The sequence below is a fragment of the Chryseobacterium sp. BIGb0232 genome (genome assembly GCF_024810195.1).
Lineage (GTDB): Bacteria > Bacteroidota > Bacteroidia > Flavobacteriales > Weeksellaceae > Chryseobacterium > Chryseobacterium pennae.
Map to the genome: position 1 here is coordinate 55,575 of NZ_JANUEH010000003.1, position 25,642 is coordinate 81,216.

Genomic DNA, 25,642 nt, shown 5'->3' on the forward strand with positions numbered 1-25,642 from the left:
CTGAGTTTTTGGATGCCTTTGTTCGTAGGAGCTTTAGAAAACTGATCAATCAAATGTACGTCCGAATAACTCACTTTTTTATGACTTGAATCATGTTATGGAATATTAATATAGAATTTTTCTGTCTTTAAAGAGGATATCCCCACCCTGTTCCATTTTTTTTAAGGTACGGATCACTGTTTCTACACGCAATCCTGTAAGATTGGCAAGCTGCTGCCTCGTAAACTCTATAGTAAAACACTGAGTGCAGTCACCGTCATGATAGCTTTTTAGGTAGTTCAAAAGTCCTTTCAGACGCTGTATCGGATTTTGAGCAGACATACTTTGCATCATAATGAGTTTAAAATAAACCTGCTGTGAAAAACAGGCATTCATTTCAAGAGAAAGATTAGGGTGTTTCTTTATCATTTCTATAAAATGATCTTTGGGCAATCTTATAATTTCAGAACCTTCCAGACATACAGCATTCATGGGATAAGGATACGTCTGATCCAAAAAGAGAAGTGGATCTCCGAAACTTTGATTTTTTCCTAAAATATTATGAATGAATTCCTTTCCGTCTTCATTATAATTATTAAGTTTTACTTTCCCTTTAACGATCTGGAAGTAATACTGTGCATGATCTCCTTCTTTAAAAATCATTTCCTTTTTTTTATAGACTCTGTCTTCTCCTCCAAAAGAATAAAGAAGGTCCTCATCAATATTCATGCAGCTTATTGTTTTCATATTGTCATATAAATTTTAGTGAAAAATTGCGAAAAGCTATATCATTAATACAATATTTTACGATTCTCAATTCTGACTATCTTATCCTTTTCCATGTGTTTGATTGTTCTAATGGCAGTTTCTACGCAAAGACCTGTAAGGCTGGCCATCTGCTGCCTCGTTAATGGAATCATAAAAGAATAGGGACTTTCATCATCCTGAAAACTCTTAAGGTAATCCATTAATCCTTTCAGTCTGATGGCTGGATTTTGAGAAGAGATATTGAGCATCATAACAAATTTATAATAAAGCCGTTGTGATAAAAAGCTGCTTACTTCCATACATAGCTTGGGAGACTGATTCAATAGACTAAAAAATGCAGATTTATGAAGCCGCAAAATGCTACAGTCTGTAACTGCTTCCGCATTCATAGGGTAAGGTTTCTCTATAAAAAGAATAGATTCTCCACAACTTTGTCCCTCTGATAAAAAATTCTGTATAAATTCTTTTCCCTCTTCATTATAATTGTTGAGCTTTACTTCTCCACTAATGATCTGATAATAATAATTGGGAGTATCTCCTTCACAGAAAATATTTTCCGTAGACTTATATTCTCTTATTTCAGCTCCCGCTGATTGTAAAATGCTTTCGTCAATAACCATAATTACTTTTTTAAATATTGCTTTCTCCTTCTTTCAGTCTTAGTAAAAATATCATTAGGAATTGATGACAAATAAATGCAAAAATCAAACCTTAATTATTGTTATTAATGTTAAACAAAGTTAAATATATTAATCAATATTTAAATAATACCTTTTATTAATTATCCTATTTATATTAATTGATGTTTTTTTTATTAAATTACAATATGTGTGTTTTTATGAATTTAAAACCCCATTTTCATAAAGGTGAAAATGGGGTTTTAACTCTATATATTGTAATGTTATGGATTAACATAGACTGTTTTGAAACAGCTGTTTATATCGATAATGTATTTTATTTTTAATTATTTCGAAAACTTTTTAGTTCCTACCACACATAAGATTACCCCTACAGTAATTCCCAACATTCCGATACTTACCTGCTCGTGAAGAAGATAAGCTGCCAAAGCAAGCCCGAAAAACGGTTGTAATAACTGAAGTTGTCCTACCGTAGTAATTCCACCCTGAGCTAATCCTTTATACCAGAATATAAACCCAATGAACATGCTGAACAGGGAAATATAGCCCAGTCCAAACCATCCTTTGAAACTTATCGTTTCAATATTAGAGGGAAAATAAATAAAGAATAAAGGAAGCATAACCGGTAAAGATAAAACGAGTGCCCAAGAAATCACCTGCCATCCGCCCAGTGTTTTAGAAAGCTTAGCCCCTTCTGCATATCCCATTCCACAAAGGATGATAGCCAGAAGCATCAGGACATCTCCAATTGGAGAAGCTGAGATTCCCTGAGAAAAAGCATATCCAACCACTAAAAGGCTTCCGATTACAGAAAAAATCCAGAATACCGGATGTGGTTTTTCTCCACCCCGGAACACCCCAAAAATAGCAGTAGCTAAAGGAAGCATTCCTAAAAATACAATAGAATGGGCAGAGGTAAGATATTGCAATGCCAGTGAAGAAAGCAGCGGAAATCCTATTACACAGCCTATAGCTACAAGAGCCAGAGAAAATAACTGATTTTTTGCAGGACGTTTTTCTTTATATATCAGCAATACTGAAAGAGCCAGAACTCCGGCAATTACAGCACGTGCAATAGTAGCAAATATAGGACTCATTTCCATCACTGCGAGCTTGGTCGCCGGCATAGAGCCGCTAAAAAGCAATACTCCTATAAAACCATTAATCCAGCCACTTACAGCCTGGTCTTTTGAAATTGTATCTGTCATCATTTTGAAAAGTTTTAATTATTAGGCAAAATTAAATAGGATAATTAAACAAACACAGTATCAGTTTTGTATATTTGCATGAGTACAGTTGAAAAAGATGAGTAAAGAATTTTTATATACAGAAATTGCAGACGGCATTGCTTCTCAGATCAGAAACGGTGTATTAAAGGCGGGTGACAAACTTCCTTCTGTAAGAATGTTATGCAGTGAGCATCAGGTGAGCATGAATACGGCAAAACGTGTTTTCCTTGAGCTGGAATCTCTGTCTCTGGTAGAATCTAAGCCACAATCCGGCTATTTTGTAAGTCAGCTATTGTCTGCGAAGCTTCCATTACCTGAAGTGAGTCGTCCTTCTTTAATTGCCAATAATGACGAACCTGATGAACTGATCAGTAAAGTCTATGAAAATATGGGAAAAAAGGATATCACGTTCTTTTCCATTGGAATTCCGTCCGGAGATCTTCTCCCGCAGGCTAAACTGAAAAAAGAAATTGTACATGCCATCAGAGAATTAAAAGAAGGCGGAACGGAGTATGAAGAACTTCAGGGAAATCTGAAACTCAGAAGAATGATTGCTGTCCGTTCTCTGCAATGGGGCGGAAATCTTAATGAAAATGATATAGTGACGACCAATGGCGGGATGAATGCCTTGTCCTTCTGTTTAATGGCATTGGGAAAACCCGGTGACACCATTGCGATTGAAAGTCCGTGTTATCCAGGAATTTTGCAATTGGCTAACGGACTAGGGCTAAAAGTTCTGGAACTTCCCACTCACCCCACTACAGGGATAGAAATTGATGCTTTAAAGAAATCAATTCCGAAAATTGATCTCTGCCTGTTGATTCCTAATTTCAATTCTCCCTTGGGAAGCTGTATGCCTGATGAAAATAAAAAAGAGATTGTAAAAATTCTGTCAGAAAATAACATCCCGTTAATTGAGGATGATGTGTATGGAGATCTTTATTTTGGATCCAGTCGTCCAAAATGCTGTAAATCCTTTGATAAGGATGGAAATGTACTCTACTGCAACTCCATTTCAAAAACATTGGCTCCCGGATACCGTGTAGGCTGGATTGCTCCTGGAAAATACAAGGACAAGATCTTAAAGCTTAAACTTTTACATTCCACCTCCTCTATTTCGATAGTCAATGAAGCGGTGGCTAATTTCATGAAATCCGGCAGGTATGAAAAGCATCTGCAACAGCTGAGAAAAACGCTGCAGAGTAATTATCAGAATTATGTACAAACCATAGCGGAATCTTTTCCGGAAGGAACCAAAACCAGCCGTCCACAGGGAGGTTTATCCTTATGGGTAGAATTCGATAAGAAAATTCGGACTACAGAACTTTATGATCTTGCCATTAAGCAGAATATAAGCATAGCACCTGGCCGAATGTTTACCTTTCAGGAACAGTTTGAAAACTGTATGAGGCTTTGCTTTGGACTTCCATGGTCAGAAGATACGCAAGCTAAACTCAGACAGGTTGGGCAATTAGCAAAAAGGATTTATTTGAAGTAAGGAAGAGAGAGGCTGGAAGATGGAAGTTATTGAAGCGTGAAGGTATTCTTATTGATAATTATAAAATGCTACAACAATAGCTGTTAAAGTCATTTTATGTTCAATATAACTTCCAACCTCCCTCTTCCAGCTTCCAGCCTTTTTTTATTTATTATCCGGAACGAAGTTTTTCCTTGCCAACTCTTTCCTTACACGGCTTAAACTTTCGGGAGTAATACCAAGATAAGAAGCAATCATCCATTGAGGAACTCTGAGAAGTAAATCCGGATACATTTTAATGAATTTCATATATCTTTCTTCTGCAGTCTCCCCTAATAACGAATTGATTCTGTTTTGAAGACTTCTGATATGCTTCTGAAGCAGAAAATCACTGCGTTCAATACTGTTTGGGAATTGTTCTACTAATTTGTTGAAGAAATCAGGATGCAGAAACAAAACTTCTGAATCTTCTACCGCTTCTATATAATAATTGGATTTTTCATTGAAATAAAGGCTGCTTCGGTCAGAGATCAGCCAGCTTTCAGGGGCAAACTGTATAATGTGTTCTTTTCCGTTCTTATCAATGGAATACATTTTCAACAATCCTTTCTCTACAAAGAATATATGTCTGCATATTTCGCCATACTGAAGAAGAAACTGGTTCTTAGGAATCTTCTTCACTTCATAATGCAGGCTGCAGGTGTTCACACTTTGAAGAGGAACATTTAAAACTTTGGCTAAATAATTATTAATATTCTTCATTATACGATCTGGCTTAAAGAAATGTCCTGGTGCGAAGCGCTGTTAACGGGCTTTCCGTTTTCAATAACAATCAGCTGCGGACTCTCATGTCTTATTCCGAAATCCTCAGCTATTTTATTGGAAAGAGGTCGGTGAGCCAATAGATCAAGGTAATAGACTTCTACCTCCTGATCTGCATTTTCAATCTCCTTTTCAAAATTCTTCAATACAGTCTTGCTGATAAAGCAGCTTGTTGAATGTTTGAATATCGCTATTCTGTGTTGATAAGAACTTTCAATGGCTTTTTCCAGGTCTTCTTCAGACTTTATATTTTTCCAGAAAGATTTTTGATCAGAGGCTTGATTATTTCCACCGAATATTTTGTCAAAAAAACTCATACATTAAATTGTTTTAAGTGATGATTAAGATGTTTATACTCTAAAAATTCCCAATCTTTTTCAGTCATTTTCCCGAATAATCTGTGGCTGTCCGGCAGTTTTCTGTTGTCACAGAATTCCCGGAATTCCTCCAGTGTTTTCAGAAGATTGGTTTTTGATTCATCAAAATCACACTCAAAATTAACGATTAGTTTTTGAAAAGTAGGCATGTTTCTGGGAATTCCGTTATTGAAAACATACATTTCCAGTTTTGTAACGGTTCCTATTGTCTCAAACAGAAGATTAATGCGGGGAAGTTCAATTTTCAGCAAGGCAACCTGAAGAACTAGGTCACAGTGCGTTAGCATCTGGCAGACATCCATTTTTCCCCATTTTCTTTGGCTGTCGGCAGATAATCTGGAAATTCTGTCTGTAATTTCCTTAAAGTATATTGGATTGTTCAGGTATTTTTTTACCAACCTTTTTCTTTCTTCAGATTTTCAATATGCGTAAAATGATGGTTACAATGCCAGACGTACAATGCAAGATTATCTCTTAAATTGTAATTCCTGTTATGTTCAGGATGGTGAAAAGTTCTTTCAAACTGTTTATTGGTAAGACTTTTAAGGAGTGTCGTCCATCGTTGGTGTGTTCCTTTTATCATTCTCATTGCCGGTTTTACAGGCATATGAATGCTGTCCTGAAGTTCAGCCCATTTAGCTTCATCATAAGGCTTTATGGTTGGATTATCTTCAGTAAGAGCTAACTTAAAACGGATAAAACTGTTGGCGTGGCTGTCAGCAATATGATTAACCAGCTGTCTTACAGTCCATCCTCCTTCTCTGTAAGGCGTATCAAATTGTTCGTCTGTAAAATGTTCAATGAGGTTCTTCAATTTTCCGGGAAAGTCTTTAATCGCTTTAATATAGGTATCTAAAGTAGTATCACAGATGTTTTCCGGTGCTTCAAACGGTCCTATTGGAAATTTTTTGTCCTCAAGCTCACTCATTGTTCAGGTTTTTAACTTTTAATTATTGTTGAATTGCTCTTAATTTAGTTTTAGGCAAAACTTTATCTGGTTCTGTAAATTTATTAAAATTCAAGAAACCTGAATATGAAAAAAATGTTAATTGTAATGATTATTTATGAAAAATAAAGAAGCTCCAAATTTATATCATTGGAGCTTCTTATTTTAATTTATTGTTTAGTAACCATGAAGATCAATTCCCTCTGTTCTTTCTAAGGTTACTTTTTTACCCATTTTCTTTTGAATGACCCTGAAGTGCTGCAGTTCATCATCTGTCAGAATATTAATAGCAGTTCCTTTTTCGTTGGCACGCCCTGTTCTACCGATACGGTGAATGTAATCCAAAGGCGAACGCGGTAATTCATAATTAATAACACAAGGCAGATAATCGATATGAATTCCACGGCCAATTAAGTCTGTAGCCACCAGGATTTGCGCTCCATTAGATTTAAATTCCTCCAGATTATTTCTTCGGGCACCTTGAGATTTCTGACTGTGAATAGCTACAGCTTTGATTTTATTCTTCTTAAGCTTTTCCACCAAATTATCAGCAGCTCTCGTAGACGAAACAAATATCAATGCTTTCTCAACTTTCTTTTCTTTAATTAAATATCTTAAAAAAGGTCCTTTGTTTTCTGGAGAAACATGATAAGCGAATTGCTCGATATTATCAATTTCAACTTCCTCTTTTTTAATTTCAATAATCGTAGGATTAATAGATAAACGTTCTTTCATTTCAGCCACTTTATCATTTAAAGTCGCCGAAAATAAAGTGGTTTGTTTCACTACAGGCATTAAAGCAAAAAGCTTATTCATTTCTTCACCAAAACCTAGCTGAAACATTTTATCTGCTTCATCAATCACCAAATGCTGAATTCCTGAAATACTCAAAGCATTATGATCTATTAAATCCAATAAACGTCCTGGTGTTGCGATAAGAACTTCCACACCAAACATTCCTTTCATCTGTGGATTGATAGAAACACCACCATAAACGGCCATGGTGCGTATTTCACGCTTCAGATTTTCTGTAAAAGCCCTGAAAACATCATCAATCTGAATCGCTAATTCACGAGTAGGAACCAATACTAAAACCTGAACATTACGATCTTTTTTAGCTTCTGTGTTCTGTAATTTTTCTAAAATAGGCATTACAAAACAAGCTGTTTTCCCGGAGCCTGTCTGTGCAATTCCCATCAGATCTTTCCCTTCAAGAATAACAGGTACCGCCTGTTCCTGAATAGGAAAAGGTTTTAAGTATCCTAACTTTTTGACAGAACGAATAATATTGTGTGATAATCCTAACGATTCAAATGACATAAAAACTATTTATTTGCTGCAAAGATACGCTAAAAGGCTGGATGATGAGTGACAGAAAAAGGAAGTAATAATGATCGTAAAAAAATAAAGTTCCTCTATTAAAAGCTATTTTATAGTGACAGCTAGTAGTTGGAACACTAAAAGTAACTTCCAGCGTCCTTCTTCCAGCTTCCCTCCTTTATTTTTTTGCCGATTTGTCCGATAATTAATTTTTGGACAAGTTTTTGCGGGGTAGTTTTGTAAATTTATCAAAAATTCGAGAAATCAAAATATGAAAAAAGCATTAATAATCGTCGATGTACAGAATGACTTTTGTGAAGGCGGAGCATTGGCCGTACCGGGAGCTAATGAAATTATTCCTTATATCAATCTTCTGATGGAAGAAAATGAATATGACCAGATCATTTTAACTCAGGACTGGCATCCTGCAGGACATAAAAGTTTTGCAAGCAGTAACGGACGTGAAGTAGGAGAAAGTATTATTCTTAATGGTGTTCCTCAGTTTATGTGGCCGGATCACTGTGTACAGGGAACTTTCGGGGCAGAATTCCACAAAGATCTAAACCAAAGTAAAGTTACTCATATTATACAGAAAGGAAAGAATATTGAAATCGACAGTTATAGTGGCTTCCAGGATAATAATCACTTCATGAAAACCGGATTGGATGATTTCCTGAAATACCATGATATTCAGTTAGTGGAAATCGTAGGATTAGCAATGGATTATTGTGTGAAATTCACAGCTCAGGATGCTGTAACAAATGGATATATCACTTGTCTTCACTTTAACGGAACCAAAGCTGTAAATGTAAAGCCGGATAATGGAAGAGACGCTATTTATGAAATGATCGAGAAAGGAGTAACCATACTGGGATAAAATAATAATGATATACCAAAATGTATCAAAAAAATAAAACAGCATCACCATTGATGCTGTTTTATTTTTTTGGATATTAATATTACGCCTGATTCAATAGGGTTAATTCTGACAGAAAATCTTTAGGGTCCATATTTCCAACTGCAAATTCATGTTCCAGCAGTTTAATTTTTTCGGTTCTGGTATAAGGACGATTATAGATTGTTGCCAATATACTATCTTCATCATGATAAGGATCAGGAAGATGTTTTAAATCCCGAAAAGCATTATAATATCTGACACCCAATAACCTTTGTGACAAAGCATTAAAATGGATGCTGTCAACATTGGCTGTAAGTCCTTTTGCAGTAACAAAATAACAGTTTGCATGAGTTGTCGCAAATTCTTCCAGTGCATGATTAATTAAAGGATACGAAGCAAAATACTGCCCAAAGATCCCATTGGATAGAAAGTCTCCTAAACCACCTATAATAAGAGGAACTTCCGGAATATTTAATTCCTGACGTAACCTTTCTATTATCACAGAAAATTTTTCACCATATCTCTCAGCTTTTTCAGGCGAACAGTCGTTTTCGCCCTGGTGCCACAGGATGCCTGCAATCCGGCTTGTTCGTTGGGCAAGTTTGGCTTGTGAAATTGCATTTTCAAACAAAGCACCATCTACGGCCCAATCATCAAGGCTGGTTCCTCCGTCAGCACATGAAATTAATCCTATCTCATCCTGCTGGTTATCCAGCCTCCAGGACGCTGCAAATGAAGCTGCAAGCCCTATACCAGCACTGGGACGGTCGAAATTAATAGGTTCGGACATGATTTGCCATAGTCCGTTTCTCTGCATTTTAATATGTTCATCATAGATAGGCTGGACTTCTTTACTATACCCCCGGCCAGCCATATTCGACTGACCTATCATTAAAAAGGAATGTATCATATTTTATTTAATTGTATACCAATACTTCTACTGAATGAATACCAGGCTAGTCTTTTTACTTCATTTTGAGCAATATCTCCGGACCTTAACGCAGCAATCGTTGCCGTGATCACACTGGTGAAAAGAATTCTTATCCAAGGTAATGGAAACTGGTCATCTATCATCTGCTGTTTTTGTAATTCCTGAAGGGTGTTAAATAATTGATTTCTTTTTTTTAAATAGGCATCAATCTGTTTACTTTCATAAGCTGTTGAAGAGGATTTACCATAGTCATTCAGTTTAATAAGAAAAGCATACTTTGTTCCGCTGTCAATTCCAGCATATAATAAATATTCAAGCTGTACTAAAGGATCTTCTGAGCTGTCACAAGCTTTAATAGCTGCCTGCTCCCATGCCTCCATCATATTCTTATGAGATGCTTCCAACAGTTCATTTCGGCTTTTAAAATATCGGTGAAGTGTCCTTCTGTTAATACCACAACTTACTGCAATATCCTCCAATGTTGCCGAAAAATTCTCATTTAAAACTGATATCGCCGCATCAATAATTTTTTGCTGAGTATTCATACATTTTTTATTGTCCCAAAACTACGACAAATGTCTCATTTTTGAGACATTTATTTTAAAATAATATACATTCCAAATAAATGAGACAGCTTTAGGTTAAATTATTAATACAAAAAAGCGCGGAAACTAGTTTCCGCGCTTTTTTATTCTTTACGCTTAAAATTACTGTTTAGCAATAATGATTTCAATCAAGGCCTGAATCTGAAAATTCAAAGCTCATCATTATTTTAAAGCATTTTAAGATTGTTTACTTCCAGTTCTGAAAGGATTCTCCAGTGCCCTCTCTTAATGTTTTTCTTCGTCAATCCGGCAAACATTACTCGGTCTAAAGATTCTACTTCATATCCTAATCTTTGGAAAATTCTTCTGATAACACGGTTCCATCCGATGTGGATCTCAATTCCGATCTCATTTTTAGGCTTACCTTCAATATAAGAAATCTGATCCACCACTGCTACTCCTTCATCAAGACGAATTCCTTCTGCAATAAGACGTAAATCTTCACCAGTCAGTTTTTTATCCAAGGTTACATGATAAATTTTCTTAGCATCAAAAGATGGATGCGTCAGTTTTTTAGTCATGTGTCCGTCATTGGTCAATAAGATAACTCCTGTAGTAGAACGATCTAATCTTCCCACCGGGAAAAGTCTGTAAGGAGAAGCATTAGCAACAAGATCCATTACGGTTTTTCTTGCCTTATCATCCTTCGTTGTAGAAATATAACCTTTTGGTTTATTAAGAAGTACATAAACAGGTTTTTCCGGTGTAATACTTTGTCCGTCAAAAACAACTCTGTCGGTTTTCTGTACCTGATATCCCATTTCAGTTACTGCTTTTCCGTTTACTTCTACCAATCCTTGAGTGATAAGCTCATCAGCCTCTCTTCTGCTGCAGATTCCGGAGTTTGCAATATACTTATTAAGACGGATGCTGTCTTTATGAACATCTTTTTCAATCTTATTCAGTCTTCTCTTTTGTACAAAAGATCTTGTTTTATCTTCACCTTTATCGTCTCCATTAGATGGCCTTCTACCATATTTCAGGCTACCTCTTTCATACTTGTCTCTTGTATCGAAGCTTTTTCCACCTCTCTTAGGTTTTCCAAAAGATTTTCTTTCATAGCTCTCACTTTTATTCGTGATATAAGCTCTGCTTTCCGATTTTGATTCAGAATCATCACTTGAGCTATTAAAACTCCCGGTATTTTTCTTGAACGGTTTCTTTTCAAATCTTGAGTTGGATCCTGAATGTTCGGGTCCTTTTCTTTCTCCGTCTTTAGAGAACGGTTTTTTAAAAGGTTTTGATCCTGAAGAATTTCCAGATCTGGAAGCACGAGAATCATCAGAACTTTTCTTGGTTGAAATTCTTGGTCTCTTTGGTCTGTCTGAATTATTATTATCTCTGCTCATTCTAAAAATTTCTGCAAAGATAGTAATTTAGTTACGAGTTAAAAATTAAGAATCATAACTTTGCAGAATAGTTTACATTTTAACCTTACATATTTTCGAAGATGATAACAATATTAAACGATAATTTTTCTCAACTCAACGATTTCCTTCACGGGAAAACATTCAGTAAAATCTTTATTTTGGTGGATGAAAATACTCATGAATACTGCCTTCCTGTTCTTCTAGGCAATATGGAAACGGATCTTGGGTTTGAAATTCTTGAGATTGAAGCAGGGGAAGAAATGAAAAATATCCAGACAGCCAACCAGCTTTGGGAAATTCTCACGGAAATGCAGGCAGACAGAAAAGCATTGATTATCAATCTTGGTGGCGGTGTGATTACAGATATGGGCGGTTTTGTAGCTTCTACATATAAAAGAGGAATACAGTTTATCAACATCCCTACTACCCTTTTATCCATGTGTGATGCTTCTATTGGCGGGAAAACAGGAATAGATCTGATGCATTATAAAAATATGGTCGGAACATTTGCATTCCCGGAGCAAATTTTTATTTATCCTAAATTTTTAGGAACATTACCTTTTAAAGAATTAAGAAGCGGATTCGCTGAAATGCTTAAACATGGACTGATTGCTGATAAGGCACATTGGAACCAGCTTACCCAGATTAGTAAAATTGATGTGGAAGCGGTAACTCCACATATTCAGACGTCTATGGATATCAAACAGAACGTTGTCGAAAAAGATTTCCATGAAAGTAATATCAGAAAAACCCTGAACTTCGGACACACTATTGGGCATGCAGTTGAAAGCCTTTGTTTACAGCAGGGGAATCCTATCCTCCACGGAGAAGCTGTTGCTATGGGAATGATCAGTGAAGCTTATTTGGCTTACCTGGAAAACCTTATTTCAGAAGAAGATGCAAAAATGATCATTGAAAACATCCAGAGATACTACCCTTACTTAGATATCAGTGATTTTAAAGATGAAGATATTACCGCTTTATTATTAAACGATAAAAAGAATGTGGACAGTAAGATTAATTTCTCTCTGCTTACAGAAATAGGTGCCTGCAATTATGATCACCAATGCAGTCAAAAAAATATCCTTGAATCATTATCTTTCTACAGAAACCTGAATAATGCATAATCATTTTGTATAGCATTATCTGGACATCATATTAAATTAAAACCCTGCTATTTATTCAGCAGGGTTTACTATTTATTTTATTAATTTTTAGAATGTTTCTATTTTGCAAAAGATGATTCCAGCCGTTTTAAACGTTCTTCCAAAATGATCTGTTTTTGCTGCATGTCCATAGTCGATTTTTTTAATGCTTTATTTTCATTTTCTAACGTTTCTATTTTTTTTGCCAGTTCCTGAGTTGCAGAAATATTCAGCATAGATAGTGCGTCATAATCCACTGTTCTCAGATCAGATACTTCTGTACCATAAACAAATAGCTTTCCTTTAATTTTTTTATCTTTCAAATAAACTGTAATACTGTTAGGGGTACTATCTTTTATTTCCAAAACAATTTCTCCGGTTTCATCATATACTTTAAGAAATTTATCATCTTTAGAAATAACAACAGGTTTATCAAAGGTAAAAACCTCTTTATTTTGTTGGGCCGGCTGATAAATATTAGGAATAAAAGTTTTCACACTATTCTTACTAACTGCCTGCGGGTATACAGTTTCTACTTCCTGAGCAATCACTTTTTTAAATTCTTGTTTCCCATATACAGCCTCATCTTTCATAAGATAATCGGTAATATTCAGCTCTTTTAAGATCGTTAAATCCTTTGCAGAGTCTGACTTTCCTAGGATATTTTTGATTCTTTTATCTGAAAAAAGAGAGGTTTGTGCCACACTCAGTTTTCCTACCGATATAATATTTCCATCTGCATAAATAGACGTGTTACTATTGAAAGTTCCTATATCATTGGTATAATTCGGATAGGTAGTTAATATCCCGTCAGGAGATCCCGAATCCGGGCTTATTCCATAATAGGTAAGACTTGATGCTGCCAAAGGCCATGAGGCTGTCTTTAAGCGAATATCCAACGGGAATTTTGGTGTATCTGTTCCAATACCGATATTTCCGTTCTGATCAATATTAATTCTTCTGTTTCCATCCCCATCGGCAATAATAATGTTATTTGAAAGAGAAGCCGGCAATCCACTTACATTGGCTCCGATAATGGTATTCGATTTTCCCGAAACAAGCCCTGTACCTGCCCGGAAACCGATAAATGTGTTATAATTATTAGCTGTATTTAAATTAGATCCTGCAGATCCGCCAATTGCAGTATTTCCTCTTCCCCCGGGAATCATCCGTAAAGCATCTCCTCCTATTCCAATGTTATAATCGCCGGAGATCAGTTCCCTAAGCGAACTTGCCCCAATACCTACATTAGCTATAGTACTTTTAGCGGAAAAAAGGGAAAAATAACCATTGGCAACATTATTATTTCCATCCAGATTCGAATAGAGAGCCCGGTATCCGTAACCGGTATTCTGTATTCCGGATTTATTGCTGCTCAATACTTCTGCACCTATAGCTGTATTCATACTGCCTATGGTATTTGAAATTAAGTTATTAACACCTACCGCAGTATTATTAAGCCCCGTAGTATTGGCCGTCAGGCTATTTACTCCAAATATAGTATTGGTCGTATTTAATACACCGGATACTATATTATTTCTTTTAAAAATAACATCTACATTATCAGAAGTCCCTATAAAGTTAACTCCGTTTACCATACCTGAGTTGCCGGTAAGGCTCCATCCTGTCATCACAATAGGGGTTAAATCATCCAGTACCTTTGTCCATCGTCCGGCAGGTGTACTCCAGTAATAATATCCTGAAGCCATTCCATTTGCAGAAGATGTATTATAAATCATTAAAGAATGAGCAGGAGACGGTATTGTTATGGTATCCGAACTTCCAGTCAATGCAATTCGGGGAATTAAGATTCCTTTGTCAGAACCTGCAACCTCAAGTACGGAAGAAGGATTGGGCATTATGGTATTAATACCAATTTGGGCCTGGAAAGTATTTTCAAAGAAAAGAAATAACAGCAGCAATGTGCACTTTTTCATATTTTAGAGATTAGTGAATCCTTACAAAATCCAATGATCTGTTTTGTAAGAGTATCAGGTTATCATTTTATAAGATCTACAAAATTAATAAAGCAAAATGAGATAGACTGGATTTAGTTGTGCTGCTTAAATAAATCCGGGCTATATAATAAAGGCCATTCGCAAATCGAAAAGACACTTTTAAAGCGATTCATTTTACAATAAACAGTAAGAATATTACCTGATTTCATAAAATTCACTCCTGTTTTATCTCCTGTTTTTGACAAAATTGTCAATTTAGACAATTTCTAAACAAATGTTTATTTAATAAAATAATACATTGAAAATCAATTAATTGAAATTAATTCCATGTGCTTGATTATGTGTTTTTCACTGATTTTCTCCACAAAAATATTTTTTTGGCAAGCAATTTGAAAGATTTCCAGCGTTCCACAGAAATGTGAACAAGTAGTAAAATTTAAAATTAAGAAAGAGTAAAATTTAAAAATTAAAGTTATGAAAAAGTTAATTTTAGGATTAGCAGTAACTGCAAGCACGTTAGCGTTCGCTCAACAGACAACTTCTTCTAATCCGGTAACATTTGGGGTAAAAGGAGGCATGAACGTTTCTTCACTTTCGAAGGATAGTGGTCTGGATGATCAGAAATCTAAAATAGGATTCAATGCAGGTGTATTTGCCAACATACCGGTGGCCACTTCATTCAGCATCCAGCCAGAGGTATTGTATTCACAATATGGTAATAAGTCAGATTATACTTTAGGAGGAACTAAATATTCAGCTTCTACTAAGTTAGATTATATTACAGTACCCGTAATGTTCCAGTACAACGCCTTACCTAACCTTTATTTAGAAGCGGGACCAGAGTTCGGATTCATGGTAAGTGCTAAGAACAAGTTTAAAAATGAATCTACAGGACAGTCATCTACTACAGATAACTACAAAGACAACCTGAGTACATTTAACTTTGGTATTGGTCTTGGAGCAGGATATTACTTCACACCAAACTTAGGAATCACAGCAAGATATGTTGCAGGTTTAACGGATATTGCAAAAGACAGACCTAGCGGATCGGATGCAGTAAGAAACAATGTATTCCAGGTAGGATTAGCTTATAAATTCAAATAAGCTTACTAACATTCAGTAACAAATTTTATATTCAATAGAAAGATCAGGTTATTTTTAGCCTGGTCTTTTTTGTATAAGGTCTCATATACATATGGATTCAGAGTAAAGTTTAAAGATAAGACAGAAAGAATGATTCTAATCTTTTTAAAGGAATTTTATTAAACCAGTTTCAGGCTTAGGGACAGGACTAATCTGAAAATAAAAAAATGATTGTGCCTCCACTTCTCTGAATTTGTAATCCTTTACTCTTTAGTTTTTTACTGTTAATATTCTTAAATCCAATTTAGGTTAAAATATGTTAATGAATTATTTATATTAAAAATGTAGAAAAAAACCTCTATGCTCTATTATAAAGATCAATGACGTCGTTTTTGCTTTTTTTGGCACACAATTTGATTATAAAGAAAATGTTAAACAAAACTAAAAAAACTATTAAATAAAAACTTATGAAAAAGATTCTTTTTGGTCTTGCATTAGTAGCAGGTACTTTCTCTTTCGCACAAAAAACTTCATCAAATACAGCTTCTTCTTCTCCAGTTAGATTTGGATTAAAAGCAGGTCTTAACGTTTCTACTCTTTCTGGTGACGGAATGAAATCTAAAGCTGGATTCTATGGTGGTGTATTTGCAAATATCCCTGTAGCTCAGGATTTCAGCGTTCAGCCTGAAGTTTTATACAGTGGTATGGGAGCAAAAGACGATTATGATAGCAACACAAAACTGAACTTGGATTATATCGCTATCCCAGTAATGTTCCAATATAATGCACTTCCTAACCTTTACTTCGAAGCAGGTCCTCAATTCAGCTTCCTGATCAATTCAAAATTGAAAGATAGCAACAACTCTTTTGATATGAAAGATTATACTAAAGGTTTTGATTTTGCTCTTGGACTTGGTGCAGGATATTATTTCACTCCAAATATCGGTGTTAACGTAAGATATGTTGCGGGATTAACTGATATTGCTAAAAACAGACCTAGCGGTGCTGATACTTCTAAAAATGGAGCGTTCCAAGTTGGTTTAGCTTATAAATTCTAAGTTATACTTAGGTTTAATAATAAACTTATACTAAAAGAAAAACCGGATTATGAATTTAATCCGGTTTTTTTATGTCTGAATTTAATATTTTTGGCAAGGAATTTGCGTATGATGTATTGATTGTATCCATTTCAAAAGTATCTTTAATGTATAGATCTCACTTTATGATTTTACAGATTATGATAGTGTTGAAAAACCAAAAACATATGGATATACAACTGAGACGTAGATAAAGGGAGAAATATTATTTCCCAGACAGATAAAATACATTTTGATTTCAATAGAAAAAGTCAGGTTTACTTGTTAAATCTGACTTTTTCGCTTTTATATGACTTTTATCAATTTTTGCCTCTTTGGCGGGAATTTTGATACAGTGTGAGAAAATTAAATTTTTATAATCATGAAAAAATTATTCCTAGGATTGGCATTTGCAGGAAGTCTTTTAATTAATGCACAGGAAAAAACCAAATCAACTTCTCCAATTACTTTTGGAGTGAAAGCAGGATTCAATGCTACTACTCTTTCCCGTAGTCATGATAGCTATACTTACGATGAGTATGACAGTAATGAAAAAATGAAACCAGGTTTTAATGCAGGAGTTTTTGTTAATATTCCGGTAGCAGAGAAATTCAGTGTTCAGCCTGAGCTTCTTTTTAGCCAATTAGGTTCAAAAACAGAAGAAAAATACAGGTATATTATTGATGGTAATGCTCATTTCAGGCAGGACACAGAATACACAACAAATTTAAATTATCTTGTTCTTCCCATTATGGTTCAGTATAATATTCTTCCTCAGCTTTATGTAGAGGCAGGTCCTGAATTTGGATTATTACTAGGAGGAAAGAATAAAGGAGATGAGAATACTGTAATAAGACAAGGAAATTCAACTAGCATTGATAGAAGCAGTTTTTCTAACAAAATAAATATGGACCTTTATAACAGATTCAATTTCGGAATAGGTATTGGTGCAGGATATTATTTTACTCAAAACTTTGGGGTAACGGCAAGGTTTACTGCGGGACTTACTAATGTTATGGATATTGATAATGATTACAAGGTAAGAAACAATGCCTTTCAGGTAGGTGTAGCCTATAAATTCAAATAGATATTTATTATTTTTCGATGTATGCCGGGTGTTTTCAGCACCCGGTATTTTTATTTACAAGAAAAAACACCAGCAAAAACCGATTTCCCGATTTCAAAAAAAACATTTTTTTTTCGATTAACAGATATTTGGTATATGATAGAGATTTAACATAAAATTTATCACAAATATTCCATATATGTTGAAATATTTTATACAAAATATAATATTATGAATCTTTTTTAAATCTTAAAACCTTCTGAGAACAGCTCTATGTCTATGTTTTTTGAGTTTGGCAAGCATTTTGCAAAATAAATCGCGAATGATTGAAAGATCATAACAAGTAGTAAATAGTAAAATTAAAAAATAAAATTATGAAGAAGTTATTTTTAGGACTGGCATTAACTGCTGGAACATTAGCTTTCGCTCAGGAATCAACAACTGTAAATACATCACCTCTTAAAAAAGATGTTCAACCTGTAAGGTTTGGTATTAAAGCCGGAGGAAACTCAGCGTATTTCAGTGCTCAGAAATTTGGTATGAACAGCCAGAAATTAGGTTTCCATGCAGGAGCTTTTGTGAACATTCCAATCTCTAAACAATTCAGCTTACAACCGGAAGTTTTATATAACCAAATGGGAGCAAGAGATGTGATCTCTTCTGAAACAGTTTATGATAAAACTACAACAGTTCAGGATAAAGTAACAATGAATTATATTTCAGTTCCTTTAATGGTTCAGATGAGACCAATGGATAAATTTTATGTGGAAGCAGGACCTGAATTCAGTTATTTCATTAACGGAAAAATGAAAGGTGATGTAACTACTAAAAATACTGTAGGAGGTACTACCACTACTGTAACCCAGTCTCACTCTGAGGACATTAACAAAGATGAGATCAATAAATTTAACTTTGGTTTAGCTCTAGGTTTAGGATATGATATTACTAATAATATCGGAATCAACGCAAGATATACCAACAGCTTAACAAAGATTGATAAAATGAGTACAGCTGCATACAATAACAATAGAGTTTTCCAATTAGGTCTAAACTATAAGTTTTAATCAATACTAACCAATTTTTTAACTCCAGATGCATGCAAATGCATCGCATAAAATAGCCGGAAGAATTTCTTCCGGCTATTTATATTTTGGCTCATTAGGATCTGGAAACTGATATATTTGATGCAGTTCAGAAATGAAACTATAAATTTGACACTTTCACCCTTTCTTCATTAAACTATTATTCAAATATCCTGGGATCATCGCTAATCACCCCATCAATTCCCATATTTTTTAATTCCTGTAACCTTTCTTTGGTATTAACAGTCCATGGAATTACCTTCATCCCTAATGAATGGCATTCCTGTATAAGTTCAGGGGTAACCAATCTGTGGTCCGGACTATAGATGGTTGGTGTAAAGCTTAAAAATTTCATATCTCCTGATACTCCATTCAGATGATTTGGATAGAGTTTAAATTTCTCTAAGGGAATATTTTTAAAATAATACTGCTGTTGGGCTAATTTCTTATCATCAACCTTTTCTACAAGTAGAGCTGTCATTATTTTAGGATATTCTTTATGAATAATTTCAAGTGTTCTGGGGTCGAAAGACTGAATAATAGCTCTATCCTGAATTCCTTTTTCAAGAATAATTTTCATCATTAAGTCTACAAATTCTTTAGGTTCCGGATGAAAAATATGATCAGAGAATGGACGTGTTTTTGTTTCTATATTATAATAAGGCAATGGTCTTTTCAACTCACGGGAATAAGATTCACAAGCATCTATAATGTCTGAAAAAAGAGGTTTCTGTACCTTCATTTTCTTCTGATCAGGATAATTTTCCAATTTCTTTAGTCCTACATCAAATGTCTGAATTTTTGCATAAGGCATCTCATAAATTTTGTAATAAAAACCAGAATCTTTTGGAATATAAGTTCCATCAGGTTTTGTGACTAATTCAGGCGAAAGGAAAGAATCATGAGATAAGATCACTTTTTTATCTTTTGTAATGGCAAGATCCATTTCCAAAGTGGTAACATTCATTTTTAAGGCGTTTTTCATGGCTGGAATTGTATTCTCCGGATAAAGGGATTTTCCACCACGATGTGCCTGATTATCGAAAGTTTGTGCTGAATAAAGTTGAGTGGCAATAAGAAATATACCTGATAAAAATGCATTCTTCATATCCTTGATTTTAATCTTATAAAATTAAAACTTACTTGTGTACTGTATGATACCGGAATATTAAGCTTTTGCTATGTTTAATCATTATCCTATATAAAGCTCATGATTCTAAAAACAGGCCATAGAGCTGTGAAGATAATTCAAAGGTTGGAATTGAATAAAAAATGCTAATCAATATTAATTGATTAGCAAAAATATTCTTTAATATACCATCTTAACCTTGTGCTGCAATCGCTACATCATTCCATTCTTCCCATGTTTTCATTCTTTCAGAATATACTTTTTGAATTTCCAGTAAATTTTTGTCTCCTAAGAATAACCTCAATGGCGGATTTTCAGCATCTACCAACTTAAGAATTGCATTGGATGTAGCATCAGGGTTTCCTCTTTCATAATTTTGCATACTTTGGAAAAAATGATTCTTATAGTCACTATAAACATCCATTGAAGGTGCCAGTTTGAAAGAATCCGGGCTACCAAATTCTGTGGCATAAGCACCGGGTTCTATAATGGTTACATTAAGGCCAAATGGTTTTACTTCCATGGCCAAACTTTCATGAATAGCTTCAAATGCCCATTTTGAAGAACAATAATAACCGATCACAGGATATGTCTGATGTCCCAAATTACTTGACGTTCCAATGATATGCCCAAAGCCTTGCTTGCGAAGCAAGGGCAAAGCTGCCTGAATTACTGAAACAGGCCCTAAAACATTAGTCTTATAAAGAGCTTCAATATCTTCTATTGGTGATTCTTCAATAGTTCCTACAAGTGAATAACCTGCATTGTTAAAGACGATATCTAGTCTTCCAAAATGCTCGAAAGCTGTATTTACAGCAGTCTTTATCTGTTCAGGATTCGTAACATCCATTTCAAGTGTTAAAACATTTTCGCCGTATTTTTCATTTAAATCTGCAATAGAAGAAAGTTTACGGGCAGTTGCCGCAACTTTATCACCGCGTTTTAATGCTGCTTCTGTCCAAACACGCCCAAAACCTCTGGATGAACCTGTGATGAACCAAACTTTGTTTTTGTTTTCTGTTGTTGTCATAAAATGTATTTTTATTAAGAAATTGACTCACCATTAAAAACGTATTTATCACCTTTTTTACTTTAAAAGTCTTATAATCAATTAAATTTTGCCCGAAATTCCAAGGGACTTTGTTTTGTTTTTGCTTTAAACAATCTGCTGAAAGATTGGGGATGCTCAAAGCCTAATTCATAGGCAATCTCTGAAACTGAAAGTGTTGTTGATGAAAGTTTTTCTTTTGCTTTATCAATAAGTTTTTGATGGATAAATTGTTGTGCATTTTGCCCAAGCAGAGAACGTAATAAATCACTCAGATAACTTGGCGAAATATTCACTTGTTCTGCAAGTTGTTGAACTGTTGGTATTCCTTGAGTGATCATTTTTTCATCATCGAAATATTCATTCAGAATTCTTTCTAATTTCTGGAAAACGGTACTGTTTACGGCTTTTCTTGTTATGAATTGTCGGTTGTAAAATCGGTTTGTATAGGTCAATAATAAATCGATTTGTGCAATAACTACATCCTGGCTGAAATCGTCAATCCTACTATTCAATTCTTCTTCAATGATTTTAAAAACGGAAATTATCGTTTCTTTTTCTTTCTCTGAAAGGTGTAATGCCTCATTCAATTCATAAGAAAAAAAGCTGTATTGCTTAATTTTTTTTGCCAATGGATACCCAAGGAAAAAATCAGGATGAATAAACAATCCAAGACCTGTGTGATCGTCAGAGTCATTATCACTTGTCGCTTTAAGTTGATTGGGTGCACTGAAACATAGTCCGCCTTCATCAAAATCGTAATAAGATTGTCCATATTTAAACTTACCGCTGAGATTGGGCTTGTAAGCTATTTTATAAAAATTTAAAATAAACGGTGATGGCAAATTTTCTGGTGGGATAGCATCGCTATCATTTCTGATCAAACTAATCAAAGGATGCAAAGGTTTTGGCAAACCTAGAATTTTATGTAATTCTGATAAAGATTCAAACCTATGTAAATTATTTTCTTCTTTTTTCATTTCTTTAAAATAATATCATGAATAAATATTGGATTATTTACACAAAAGACCCGTCCATTTTAAAGAAGAAATCTATTTACTTTCTATTTTTCCTAAAGCATTTTGAATGGTTTTCATTTTTTTCACTGCTTCTTCCCAACTTCTATTCTCAGGATTAAATATAGAATGAAGATATGCTGTCGTCATTTCCTGAATTATTGCCACACGTTCAGGATCTTCATCTGTTGTTTCCTCGGCATCGTAACCAGTTATGCCACCAAGCATGTGCTCTCCATCAAATAATGTAAGCAAAGTTTTTTCGCCAGGACTTTTGAAGTATGCATCTGTATAATATTCTGCACCACGGGAACTGATAGGCGAAATATCTTTTTCACCTGTAATCACAAATGCAGGAGGATTCATTTTTGTATACCGGAAGGAATTTACAATGTCTACTTTACCCCAAGGAGCTGGCATTCCTTTATCTCCTTCACCACTCACGGCCAATAAAATGGCGGTTTTTACTCTATTGTCAGGCAAATAAATCTCATTGCCGTTGTCATGAGTATAACTTGCTCCTAAAAGCATTGCTGCAGTAAGGCCTCCCCCGGAATGTCCTGCTGCTGCAATATTTTCATGATTCATTCTTCCTTTAAGTGTTGGAACAATATTTTCAATAAAATCCAATTGGTCGAGAATAGATTTCATATCTTCCACTCTGGATTCTGCGTATATTGGATAACCTGGTGTCTCAGCACCAAGGTTCAAAGTCTTTGAACTTAAATGCGTAGGTTTGATCACCACAAAACCCTGCGAAGCCCAATAATCTGAAAGCGGAGCTCCGCCTTTATAGGAAGAGAGGAAATTGGAATATCCACCCCCGTGAGAAAAAAGAATAATCGGTAGATTGTCACCTGAAAGGGGTGCTGTTACACATATTTCCATATCCACAATACGGTTTGGAACCTTTAGAACTATTGGGCTTACTGAAATAATTTGATTTTGAACTGACATCATATTTTATTTTAAATTATTGATACAAAGGTCGAACCAAATAATTTTTCAGATATAACCTAATTGAGGATTGTCATAACTAAAATGAGGAAATTACTTTATTTCATTAAGACTGGCTCAAGATTCACTTAGTTTATTCCCAAACTCTTTTTAAAATGAATGAAAATGAATCAAGATTTTAAATTTCTAAAGGTTAGCCACTTTTTTACCCAATAAAACAGACTTCTTATAAAGTTTCTGAAGCAGCCAGCAATTTGGGTCAGAATTACAAATACATCAATGCGATAAAAAAAGCCAGACATTTATTGTCTGGCTCTCCGTTTTATATAAGAAGTATTAATTAAACAATTCTACCTCCTCTCCTTTTCCTACCGGATATTCTTCTGTGAAGCATCCAAAACAGTGGTTAGAAGATCCTAAAATTTCTTTTAAATTATCTATGCTTAAAAACTCTAAAGAATCTACTCCTAAATACTTTCTAAGTTCTTCTGTAGACATATTCGCTGAGATCAGATCATCTTTTGACGGGGTATCAATACCCAGATAACATGGAGCAATAATGGGTGGAGAAACACTCCTGAAGTGGATCTCTTTTACGCCTGCATCTTTCAGAATCTTAACCAGTCTTTTAGAGGTCGTTCCACGAACAATAGAGTCATCAATGATTACTACCCTTTTATCTTTCATCTCTGAAATAATCGGGTTCAGCTTAAGGTTCACTACCCTTTCTCTCATCTCCTGTGTAGGAACAATGAAACTTCTTCCGATGTATCTGTTTTTAATCAAAACAGGACGGAAAGGTATTCCTGAAGCTTTTGAGAATCCAATAGCAGCAGGAACTCCGGAATCAGGAACCCCGATTACCAAATCAGCATCTACAGGAGCCTGTTCCCAGATCTTTTCACCGGATTTTTCTCTGATTTCATAAACATTAATGTTTTCTAAAGTAGAGTCAGGTCTTGCAAAGTAGATGTATTCAAAAGAACAGATTCTCTGTTTTCCTTTGGCTTCATCCATCATATAAGAATGAAGTTTTCCAGGCTCATTTTCATTGGTATAAATGATCTCTCCGGGAAGAATATCACGTACATACTGAGCTCCTACAGCATCTAATGCTACAGATTCGGAAGCCACTACATAAGAGTGTTCATTAATAGCTCCTAAAACTAATGGGCGAATACCATTGAAGTCTCTGAAAGCAAAGAATTTATTTCTTGTCATTCCTACTACTGAATAAGCACCTTTAATTTTCTCCATAGTAGCTTTAATGGCTCCACGAAGTCCAAGATCAAGGTTTTTCTGAATTAACCTTAAGATCACCTCAGAATCGGAAGTCGCCCTGAAAACTACGCCTTCAGCTTCTAATTCTGTTTTTAATTCTTTCGCATTGGTAAGATTACCGTTGTGTGCTATAGAAAGTATAATCTGGTCATATTCGTTTTTCGCGAAGAATGGCTGGAAGTTATATTTCTTTTTATCTCCTGCAGTCGTATAACGAGTGTGTCCGATTGCAGAATTTCCCATAAAAGTTTCAGGTTCCTGAATGTCTTTATAAACATCTAAAACCAGTCCTTCATCTTTCATATTGGTAATTCTACCGTCCTTTAAAACGGAAATACCACATGCTTCCTGACCTCTGTGCTGTAATGCAAAAAGCCCGAACTGTGAAAGAGAAAAAGTATCCAGGTCTTCATCTGAATAGAGTCCGAAGATCCCACATTCTTCATTAGGAGCATCTAATCTTTCCTCTTCTTGAGTTCTGAAAAGATTCCTTCCGTAAACCTGGTTTTCAAACTGTTTTAAATATTCACTTTTATGAATGTCTAAACTTTTCATTTCTATTTTTTCTAATTGTAGATCTTAGAAGTCAGATTTCAGATCTCAGACTAAAAGCTAACTTCAAATTTTAATTTTGTTTTAACTAACAAAGTATTTTCAGCACCAATGTCTGATATGTGAAATCTGATGTCTGAAATCTTATTTCTGTAAAAGATTTTTAAGACGGTTGTAAATTTCTACATAAGCCTCAGTAACTTCTCCTAAATCTCTTCTGAATCTATCTTTATCTAATTTCTTCATCGTATCCTTATCCCAAAGTCTGCATGTATCAGGAGAAATCTCGTCTGCAAGGATGATCTCGCCATCTGAAGTTTTTCCTAATTCGATTTTGAAGTCTACAAGGATGATGTTCATCTTATCGAACAGATCGATAAGGATCTCATTAATGTCTGATGTTAATTCATACATTTCATCAAGTTCCTCATAAGTAGCAGCTCCTAAAAATACGGCATGGTGATCGTTGATAAGCGGATCTCCCAATTCGTCTTTTTTATAGCAGATATCAAAGATTGTTACCGGAGACTTGATTCCTTCCTCTACTCCTAATCTTTGTGCCATACTTCCTGCAGAGTAGTTTCTTACCACCATTTCCAAAGGAATAATGGATACTTTTTTTACCAACTGCTCTCTTTCGTCCAATTGTTTGATGAAATGAGTTTTGATTCCTTTTTCATTTAAATATTCAAAAATAAGGGTTGTGATCGCGTTGTTCATCTCTCCTTTCAGGTCAACCTGGCCTTTCTTTTGAGCGTTAAATGCTGTAGCATCGTCTTTGAAACGTACTACTACTTCATCAGGATTATCGGTAGCAAATACCTGTTTTGCTTTCCCCTCGTACAACATTTCTTTCTTTTGACTCATAATTTTACTTTCTAAATTGTAG

Annotated in this window: 25 protein-coding genes; 7 read left to right on the forward strand and 18 right to left on the reverse strand. The window is 34.9% G+C overall.

All coding sequences use genetic code 11. The features are described 5' to 3' along the window. Window positions 1-105: 105 nt before the first annotated feature. From M2372_RS09860 to M2372_RS09870, 3 genes are all read right to left on the reverse strand, one after another. The gene (locus M2372_RS09860) at window positions 106-726 is read right to left on the reverse strand and encodes a Crp/Fnr family transcriptional regulator (protein WP_228455686.1); all 621 of its coding nucleotides are present in this window, start codon (window positions 724-726) and stop codon (window positions 106-108) included. 44 nt (window positions 727-770) lie between these two features. After that, entirely contained in the window at window positions 771-1,367 is a 597-nt protein-coding gene (locus tag M2372_RS09865; protein WP_123319163.1) for a Crp/Fnr family transcriptional regulator, read from the reverse strand. 344 nt (window positions 1,368-1,711) lie between these two features. Next, window positions 1,712-2,596 (reverse strand): DMT family transporter, encoded by an 885-nt coding sequence (locus M2372_RS09870; protein WP_123319164.1) that lies wholly within the window; start codon window positions 2,594-2,596, stop codon window positions 1,712-1,714. Between the two features lie 94 nt (window positions 2,597-2,690). Here M2372_RS09870 and M2372_RS09875 point away from each other — a divergent pair, with 94 nt between their 5' ends. Continuing rightward, window positions 2,691-4,112, forward strand: coding sequence for a PLP-dependent aminotransferase family protein (locus M2372_RS09875; RefSeq protein WP_115972528.1), 1,422 nt, complete (start codon window positions 2,691-2,693; stop codon window positions 4,110-4,112). 144 nt (window positions 4,113-4,256) lie between these two features. On the opposite strand, the gene M2372_RS09880 is transcribed toward M2372_RS09875, so the two are convergent. The 5 genes from M2372_RS09880 to M2372_RS09900 form a co-directional block, all read right to left on the reverse strand. Next, complete coding sequence (locus M2372_RS09880) at window positions 4,257-4,853, reverse strand: Crp/Fnr family transcriptional regulator (protein WP_066693650.1); 597 nt, start codon at window positions 4,851-4,853, stop codon at window positions 4,257-4,259. Further along, window positions 4,853-5,230 carry a bacillithiol system redox-active protein YtxJ gene (ytxJ, locus tag M2372_RS09885; protein ID WP_123319165.1) on the reverse strand — a complete coding sequence of 126 codons (378 nt, stop codon included), beginning with the start codon at window positions 5,228-5,230 and terminating at the stop codon, window positions 4,853-4,855. The genes M2372_RS09880 and ytxJ overlap by 1 nt, the downstream gene beginning before the upstream one ends. Further along, window positions 5,227-5,688 carry a DUF1569 domain-containing protein gene (locus M2372_RS09890; protein ID WP_228455687.1) on the reverse strand — a complete coding sequence of 154 codons (462 nt, stop codon included), beginning with the start codon at window positions 5,686-5,688 and terminating at the stop codon, window positions 5,227-5,229. Before M2372_RS09890 ends, ytxJ begins: the two co-directional genes overlap by 4 nt. After that, window positions 5,682-6,218, reverse strand: a complete 537-nt coding sequence (locus M2372_RS09895; protein WP_123319166.1) for a YfiT family bacillithiol transferase — start codon at window positions 6,216-6,218, stop codon at window positions 5,682-5,684. Before M2372_RS09895 ends, M2372_RS09890 begins: the two co-directional genes overlap by 7 nt. Before the next feature lie 195 nt (window positions 6,219-6,413). Further along, window positions 6,414-7,556, reverse strand: coding sequence for a DEAD/DEAH box helicase (locus M2372_RS09900; RefSeq protein ID WP_115972531.1), 1,143 nt, complete (start codon window positions 7,554-7,556; stop codon window positions 6,414-6,416). 271 nt (window positions 7,557-7,827) lie between these two features. Between M2372_RS09900 and pncA the strand changes: the two genes are divergently transcribed. After that, window positions 7,828-8,433, forward strand: a complete 606-nt coding sequence (gene pncA / locus M2372_RS09905) for a bifunctional nicotinamidase/pyrazinamidase (RefSeq protein WP_123319167.1) — start codon at window positions 7,828-7,830, stop codon at window positions 8,431-8,433. Window positions 8,434-8,515: 82 nt separating this feature from the next. Here pncA and M2372_RS09910 read toward each other — a convergent pair whose 3' ends face one another. The 3 genes from M2372_RS09910 to M2372_RS09920 all read right to left on the reverse strand — a co-directional run bounded on the left by M2372_RS09910 (window position 8,516) and on the right by M2372_RS09920 (window position 11,339). After that, window positions 8,516-9,364, reverse strand: coding sequence for a sialate O-acetylesterase (locus tag M2372_RS09910; protein WP_123319168.1), 849 nt, complete (start codon window positions 9,362-9,364; stop codon window positions 8,516-8,518). After that, window positions 9,361-9,930: a TetR/AcrR family transcriptional regulator gene (locus M2372_RS09915; protein ID WP_123319169.1), complete on the reverse strand. Its 570-nt coding sequence runs from the start codon at window positions 9,928-9,930 to the stop codon at window positions 9,361-9,363. Before M2372_RS09915 ends, M2372_RS09910 begins: the two co-directional genes overlap by 4 nt. Before the next feature lie 227 nt (window positions 9,931-10,157). Next, on the reverse strand, window positions 10,158-11,339 hold the full coding sequence (locus M2372_RS09920) for a pseudouridine synthase (protein WP_123319170.1): 1,182 nt from the start codon (window positions 11,337-11,339) through the stop codon (window positions 10,158-10,160). A 101-nt stretch (window positions 11,340-11,440) separates the two neighbouring features. Between M2372_RS09920 and aroB the strand changes: the two genes are divergently transcribed. After that, the gene (aroB, locus tag M2372_RS09925; protein WP_123319171.1) at window positions 11,441-12,487 is read left to right on the forward strand and encodes a 3-dehydroquinate synthase; all 1,047 of its coding nucleotides are present in this window, start codon (window positions 11,441-11,443) and stop codon (window positions 12,485-12,487) included. Window positions 12,488-12,585: 98 nt separating this feature from the next. Here aroB and M2372_RS09930 read toward each other — a convergent pair whose 3' ends face one another. After that, window positions 12,586-14,442, reverse strand: coding sequence for a tail fiber domain-containing protein (locus tag M2372_RS09930; protein WP_123319172.1), 1,857 nt, complete (start codon window positions 14,440-14,442; stop codon window positions 12,586-12,588). A gap of 495 nt (window positions 14,443-14,937) precedes the next feature. Here M2372_RS09930 and M2372_RS09935 point away from each other — a divergent pair, with 495 nt between their 5' ends. The 4 genes from M2372_RS09935 (at window position 14,938) to M2372_RS09950 (ending at window position 18,752) form a co-directional block, all read left to right on the forward strand. Continuing rightward, the gene (locus M2372_RS09935; protein WP_115972538.1) at window positions 14,938-15,567 is read left to right on the forward strand and encodes a porin family protein; all 630 of its coding nucleotides are present in this window, start codon (window positions 14,938-14,940) and stop codon (window positions 15,565-15,567) included. A gap of 446 nt (window positions 15,568-16,013) precedes the next feature. Then, window positions 16,014-16,604: a porin family protein gene (locus tag M2372_RS09940; RefSeq protein WP_115972539.1), complete on the forward strand. Its 591-nt coding sequence runs from the start codon at window positions 16,014-16,016 to the stop codon at window positions 16,602-16,604. A 400-nt stretch (window positions 16,605-17,004) separates the two neighbouring features. After that, entirely contained in the window at window positions 17,005-17,709 is a 705-nt protein-coding gene (locus M2372_RS09945) for a porin family protein (RefSeq protein ID WP_123319173.1), read from the forward strand. A 353-nt stretch (window positions 17,710-18,062) separates the two neighbouring features. After that, a complete protein-coding gene (locus tag M2372_RS09950) occupies window positions 18,063-18,752 on the forward strand; it encodes a porin family protein (protein WP_115972541.1) in 690 nt (229 codons plus the stop codon). A 178-nt stretch (window positions 18,753-18,930) separates the two neighbouring features. Here the strand turns inward: M2372_RS09950 and M2372_RS09955 are convergent, their stop codons facing one another. The 6 genes from M2372_RS09955 to purC all read right to left on the reverse strand — a co-directional run bounded on the left by M2372_RS09955 (window position 18,931) and on the right by purC (window position 25,620). Beyond that, window positions 18,931-19,878 carry a glycerophosphodiester phosphodiesterase family protein gene (locus M2372_RS09955; protein ID WP_123319174.1) on the reverse strand — a complete coding sequence of 316 codons (948 nt, stop codon included), beginning with the start codon at window positions 19,876-19,878 and terminating at the stop codon, window positions 18,931-18,933. A gap of 214 nt (window positions 19,879-20,092) precedes the next feature. After that, entirely contained in the window at window positions 20,093-20,929 is an 837-nt protein-coding gene (locus tag M2372_RS09960) for an SDR family NAD(P)-dependent oxidoreductase (protein ID WP_123319175.1), read from the reverse strand. Window positions 20,930-21,006: 77 nt separating this feature from the next. Continuing rightward, complete coding sequence (locus M2372_RS09965) at window positions 21,007-21,927, reverse strand: AraC family transcriptional regulator (protein ID WP_123319176.1); 921 nt, start codon at window positions 21,925-21,927, stop codon at window positions 21,007-21,009. 72 nt (window positions 21,928-21,999) lie between these two features. Beyond that, complete coding sequence (locus tag M2372_RS09970; protein WP_123319177.1) at window positions 22,000-22,923, reverse strand: chlorophyllase; 924 nt, start codon at window positions 22,921-22,923, stop codon at window positions 22,000-22,002. Window positions 22,924-23,256: 333 nt separating this feature from the next. Continuing rightward, on the reverse strand, window positions 23,257-24,756 hold the full coding sequence (purF, locus tag M2372_RS09975; protein WP_115972543.1) for an amidophosphoribosyltransferase: 1,500 nt from the start codon (window positions 24,754-24,756) through the stop codon (window positions 23,257-23,259). Between the two features lie 141 nt (window positions 24,757-24,897). Beyond that, window positions 24,898-25,620 carry a phosphoribosylaminoimidazolesuccinocarboxamide synthase gene (purC, locus tag M2372_RS09980; RefSeq protein ID WP_115972544.1) on the reverse strand — a complete coding sequence of 241 codons (723 nt, stop codon included), beginning with the start codon at window positions 25,618-25,620 and terminating at the stop codon, window positions 24,898-24,900. Between the last annotated feature and the right edge of the window lie 22 nt (window positions 25,621-25,642).

What these genes read in the sequence shown, in the direction of transcription:
- M2372_RS09860 (WP_228455686.1), bottom strand. Translation starts at nt 726, where the DNA reads ATGAAAACAATAAGCTGCATGAATATTGATGAGGACCTTCTTTATTCT.
- M2372_RS09865 (WP_123319163.1), bottom strand. Translation starts at nt 1,367, where the DNA reads ATGGTTATTGACGAAAGCATTTTACAATCAGCGGGAGCTGAAATAAGA.
- M2372_RS09870 (WP_123319164.1), bottom strand. Translation starts at nt 2,596, where the DNA reads ATGATGACAGATACAATTTCAAAAGACCAGGCTGTAAGTGGCTGGATT.
- M2372_RS09875 (WP_115972528.1), top strand. Translation starts at nt 2,691, where the DNA reads ATGAGTAAAGAATTTTTATATACAGAAATTGCAGACGGCATTGCTTCT.
- M2372_RS09880 (WP_066693650.1), bottom strand. Translation starts at nt 4,853, where the DNA reads ATGAAGAATATTAATAATTATTTAGCCAAAGTTTTAAATGTTCCTCTT.
- ytxJ (WP_123319165.1), bottom strand. Translation starts at nt 5,230, where the DNA reads ATGAGTTTTTTTGACAAAATATTCGGTGGAAATAATCAAGCCTCTGAT.
- M2372_RS09895 (WP_123319166.1), bottom strand. Translation starts at nt 6,218, where the DNA reads ATGAGTGAGCTTGAGGACAAAAAATTTCCAATAGGACCGTTTGAAGCA.
- M2372_RS09900 (WP_115972531.1), bottom strand. Translation starts at nt 7,556, where the DNA reads ATGTCATTTGAATCGTTAGGATTATCACACAATATTATTCGTTCTGTC.
- pncA (WP_123319167.1), top strand. Translation starts at nt 7,828, where the DNA reads ATGAAAAAAGCATTAATAATCGTCGATGTACAGAATGACTTTTGTGAA.
- M2372_RS09910 (WP_123319168.1), bottom strand. Translation starts at nt 9,364, where the DNA reads ATGATACATTCCTTTTTAATGATAGGTCAGTCGAATATGGCTGGCCGG.
- M2372_RS09915 (WP_123319169.1), bottom strand. Translation starts at nt 9,930, where the DNA reads ATGAATACTCAGCAAAAAATTATTGATGCGGCGATATCAGTTTTAAAT.
- M2372_RS09920 (WP_123319170.1), bottom strand. Translation starts at nt 11,339, where the DNA reads ATGAGCAGAGATAATAATAATTCAGACAGACCAAAGAGACCAAGAATT.
- aroB (WP_123319171.1), top strand. Translation starts at nt 11,441, where the DNA reads ATGATAACAATATTAAACGATAATTTTTCTCAACTCAACGATTTCCTT.
- M2372_RS09930 (WP_123319172.1), bottom strand. Translation starts at nt 14,442, where the DNA reads ATGAAAAAGTGCACATTGCTGCTGTTATTTCTTTTCTTTGAAAATACT.
- M2372_RS09935 (WP_115972538.1), top strand. Translation starts at nt 14,938, where the DNA reads ATGAAAAAGTTAATTTTAGGATTAGCAGTAACTGCAAGCACGTTAGCG.
- M2372_RS09940 (WP_115972539.1), top strand. Translation starts at nt 16,014, where the DNA reads ATGAAAAAGATTCTTTTTGGTCTTGCATTAGTAGCAGGTACTTTCTCT.
- M2372_RS09945 (WP_123319173.1), top strand. Translation starts at nt 17,005, where the DNA reads ATGAAAAAATTATTCCTAGGATTGGCATTTGCAGGAAGTCTTTTAATT.
- M2372_RS09950 (WP_115972541.1), top strand. Translation starts at nt 18,063, where the DNA reads ATGAAGAAGTTATTTTTAGGACTGGCATTAACTGCTGGAACATTAGCT.
- M2372_RS09955 (WP_123319174.1), bottom strand. Translation starts at nt 19,878, where the DNA reads ATGAAGAATGCATTTTTATCAGGTATATTTCTTATTGCCACTCAACTT.
- M2372_RS09960 (WP_123319175.1), bottom strand. Translation starts at nt 20,929, where the DNA reads ATGACAACAACAGAAAACAAAAACAAAGTTTGGTTCATCACAGGTTCA.
- M2372_RS09965 (WP_123319176.1), bottom strand. Translation starts at nt 21,927, where the DNA reads ATGAAAAAAGAAGAAAATAATTTACATAGGTTTGAATCTTTATCAGAA.
- M2372_RS09970 (WP_123319177.1), bottom strand. Translation starts at nt 22,923, where the DNA reads ATGATGTCAGTTCAAAATCAAATTATTTCAGTAAGCCCAATAGTTCTA.
- purF (WP_115972543.1), bottom strand. Translation starts at nt 24,756, where the DNA reads ATGAAAAGTTTAGACATTCATAAAAGTGAATATTTAAAACAGTTTGAA.
- purC (WP_115972544.1), bottom strand. Translation starts at nt 25,620, where the DNA reads ATGAGTCAAAAGAAAGAAATGTTGTACGAGGGGAAAGCAAAACAGGTA.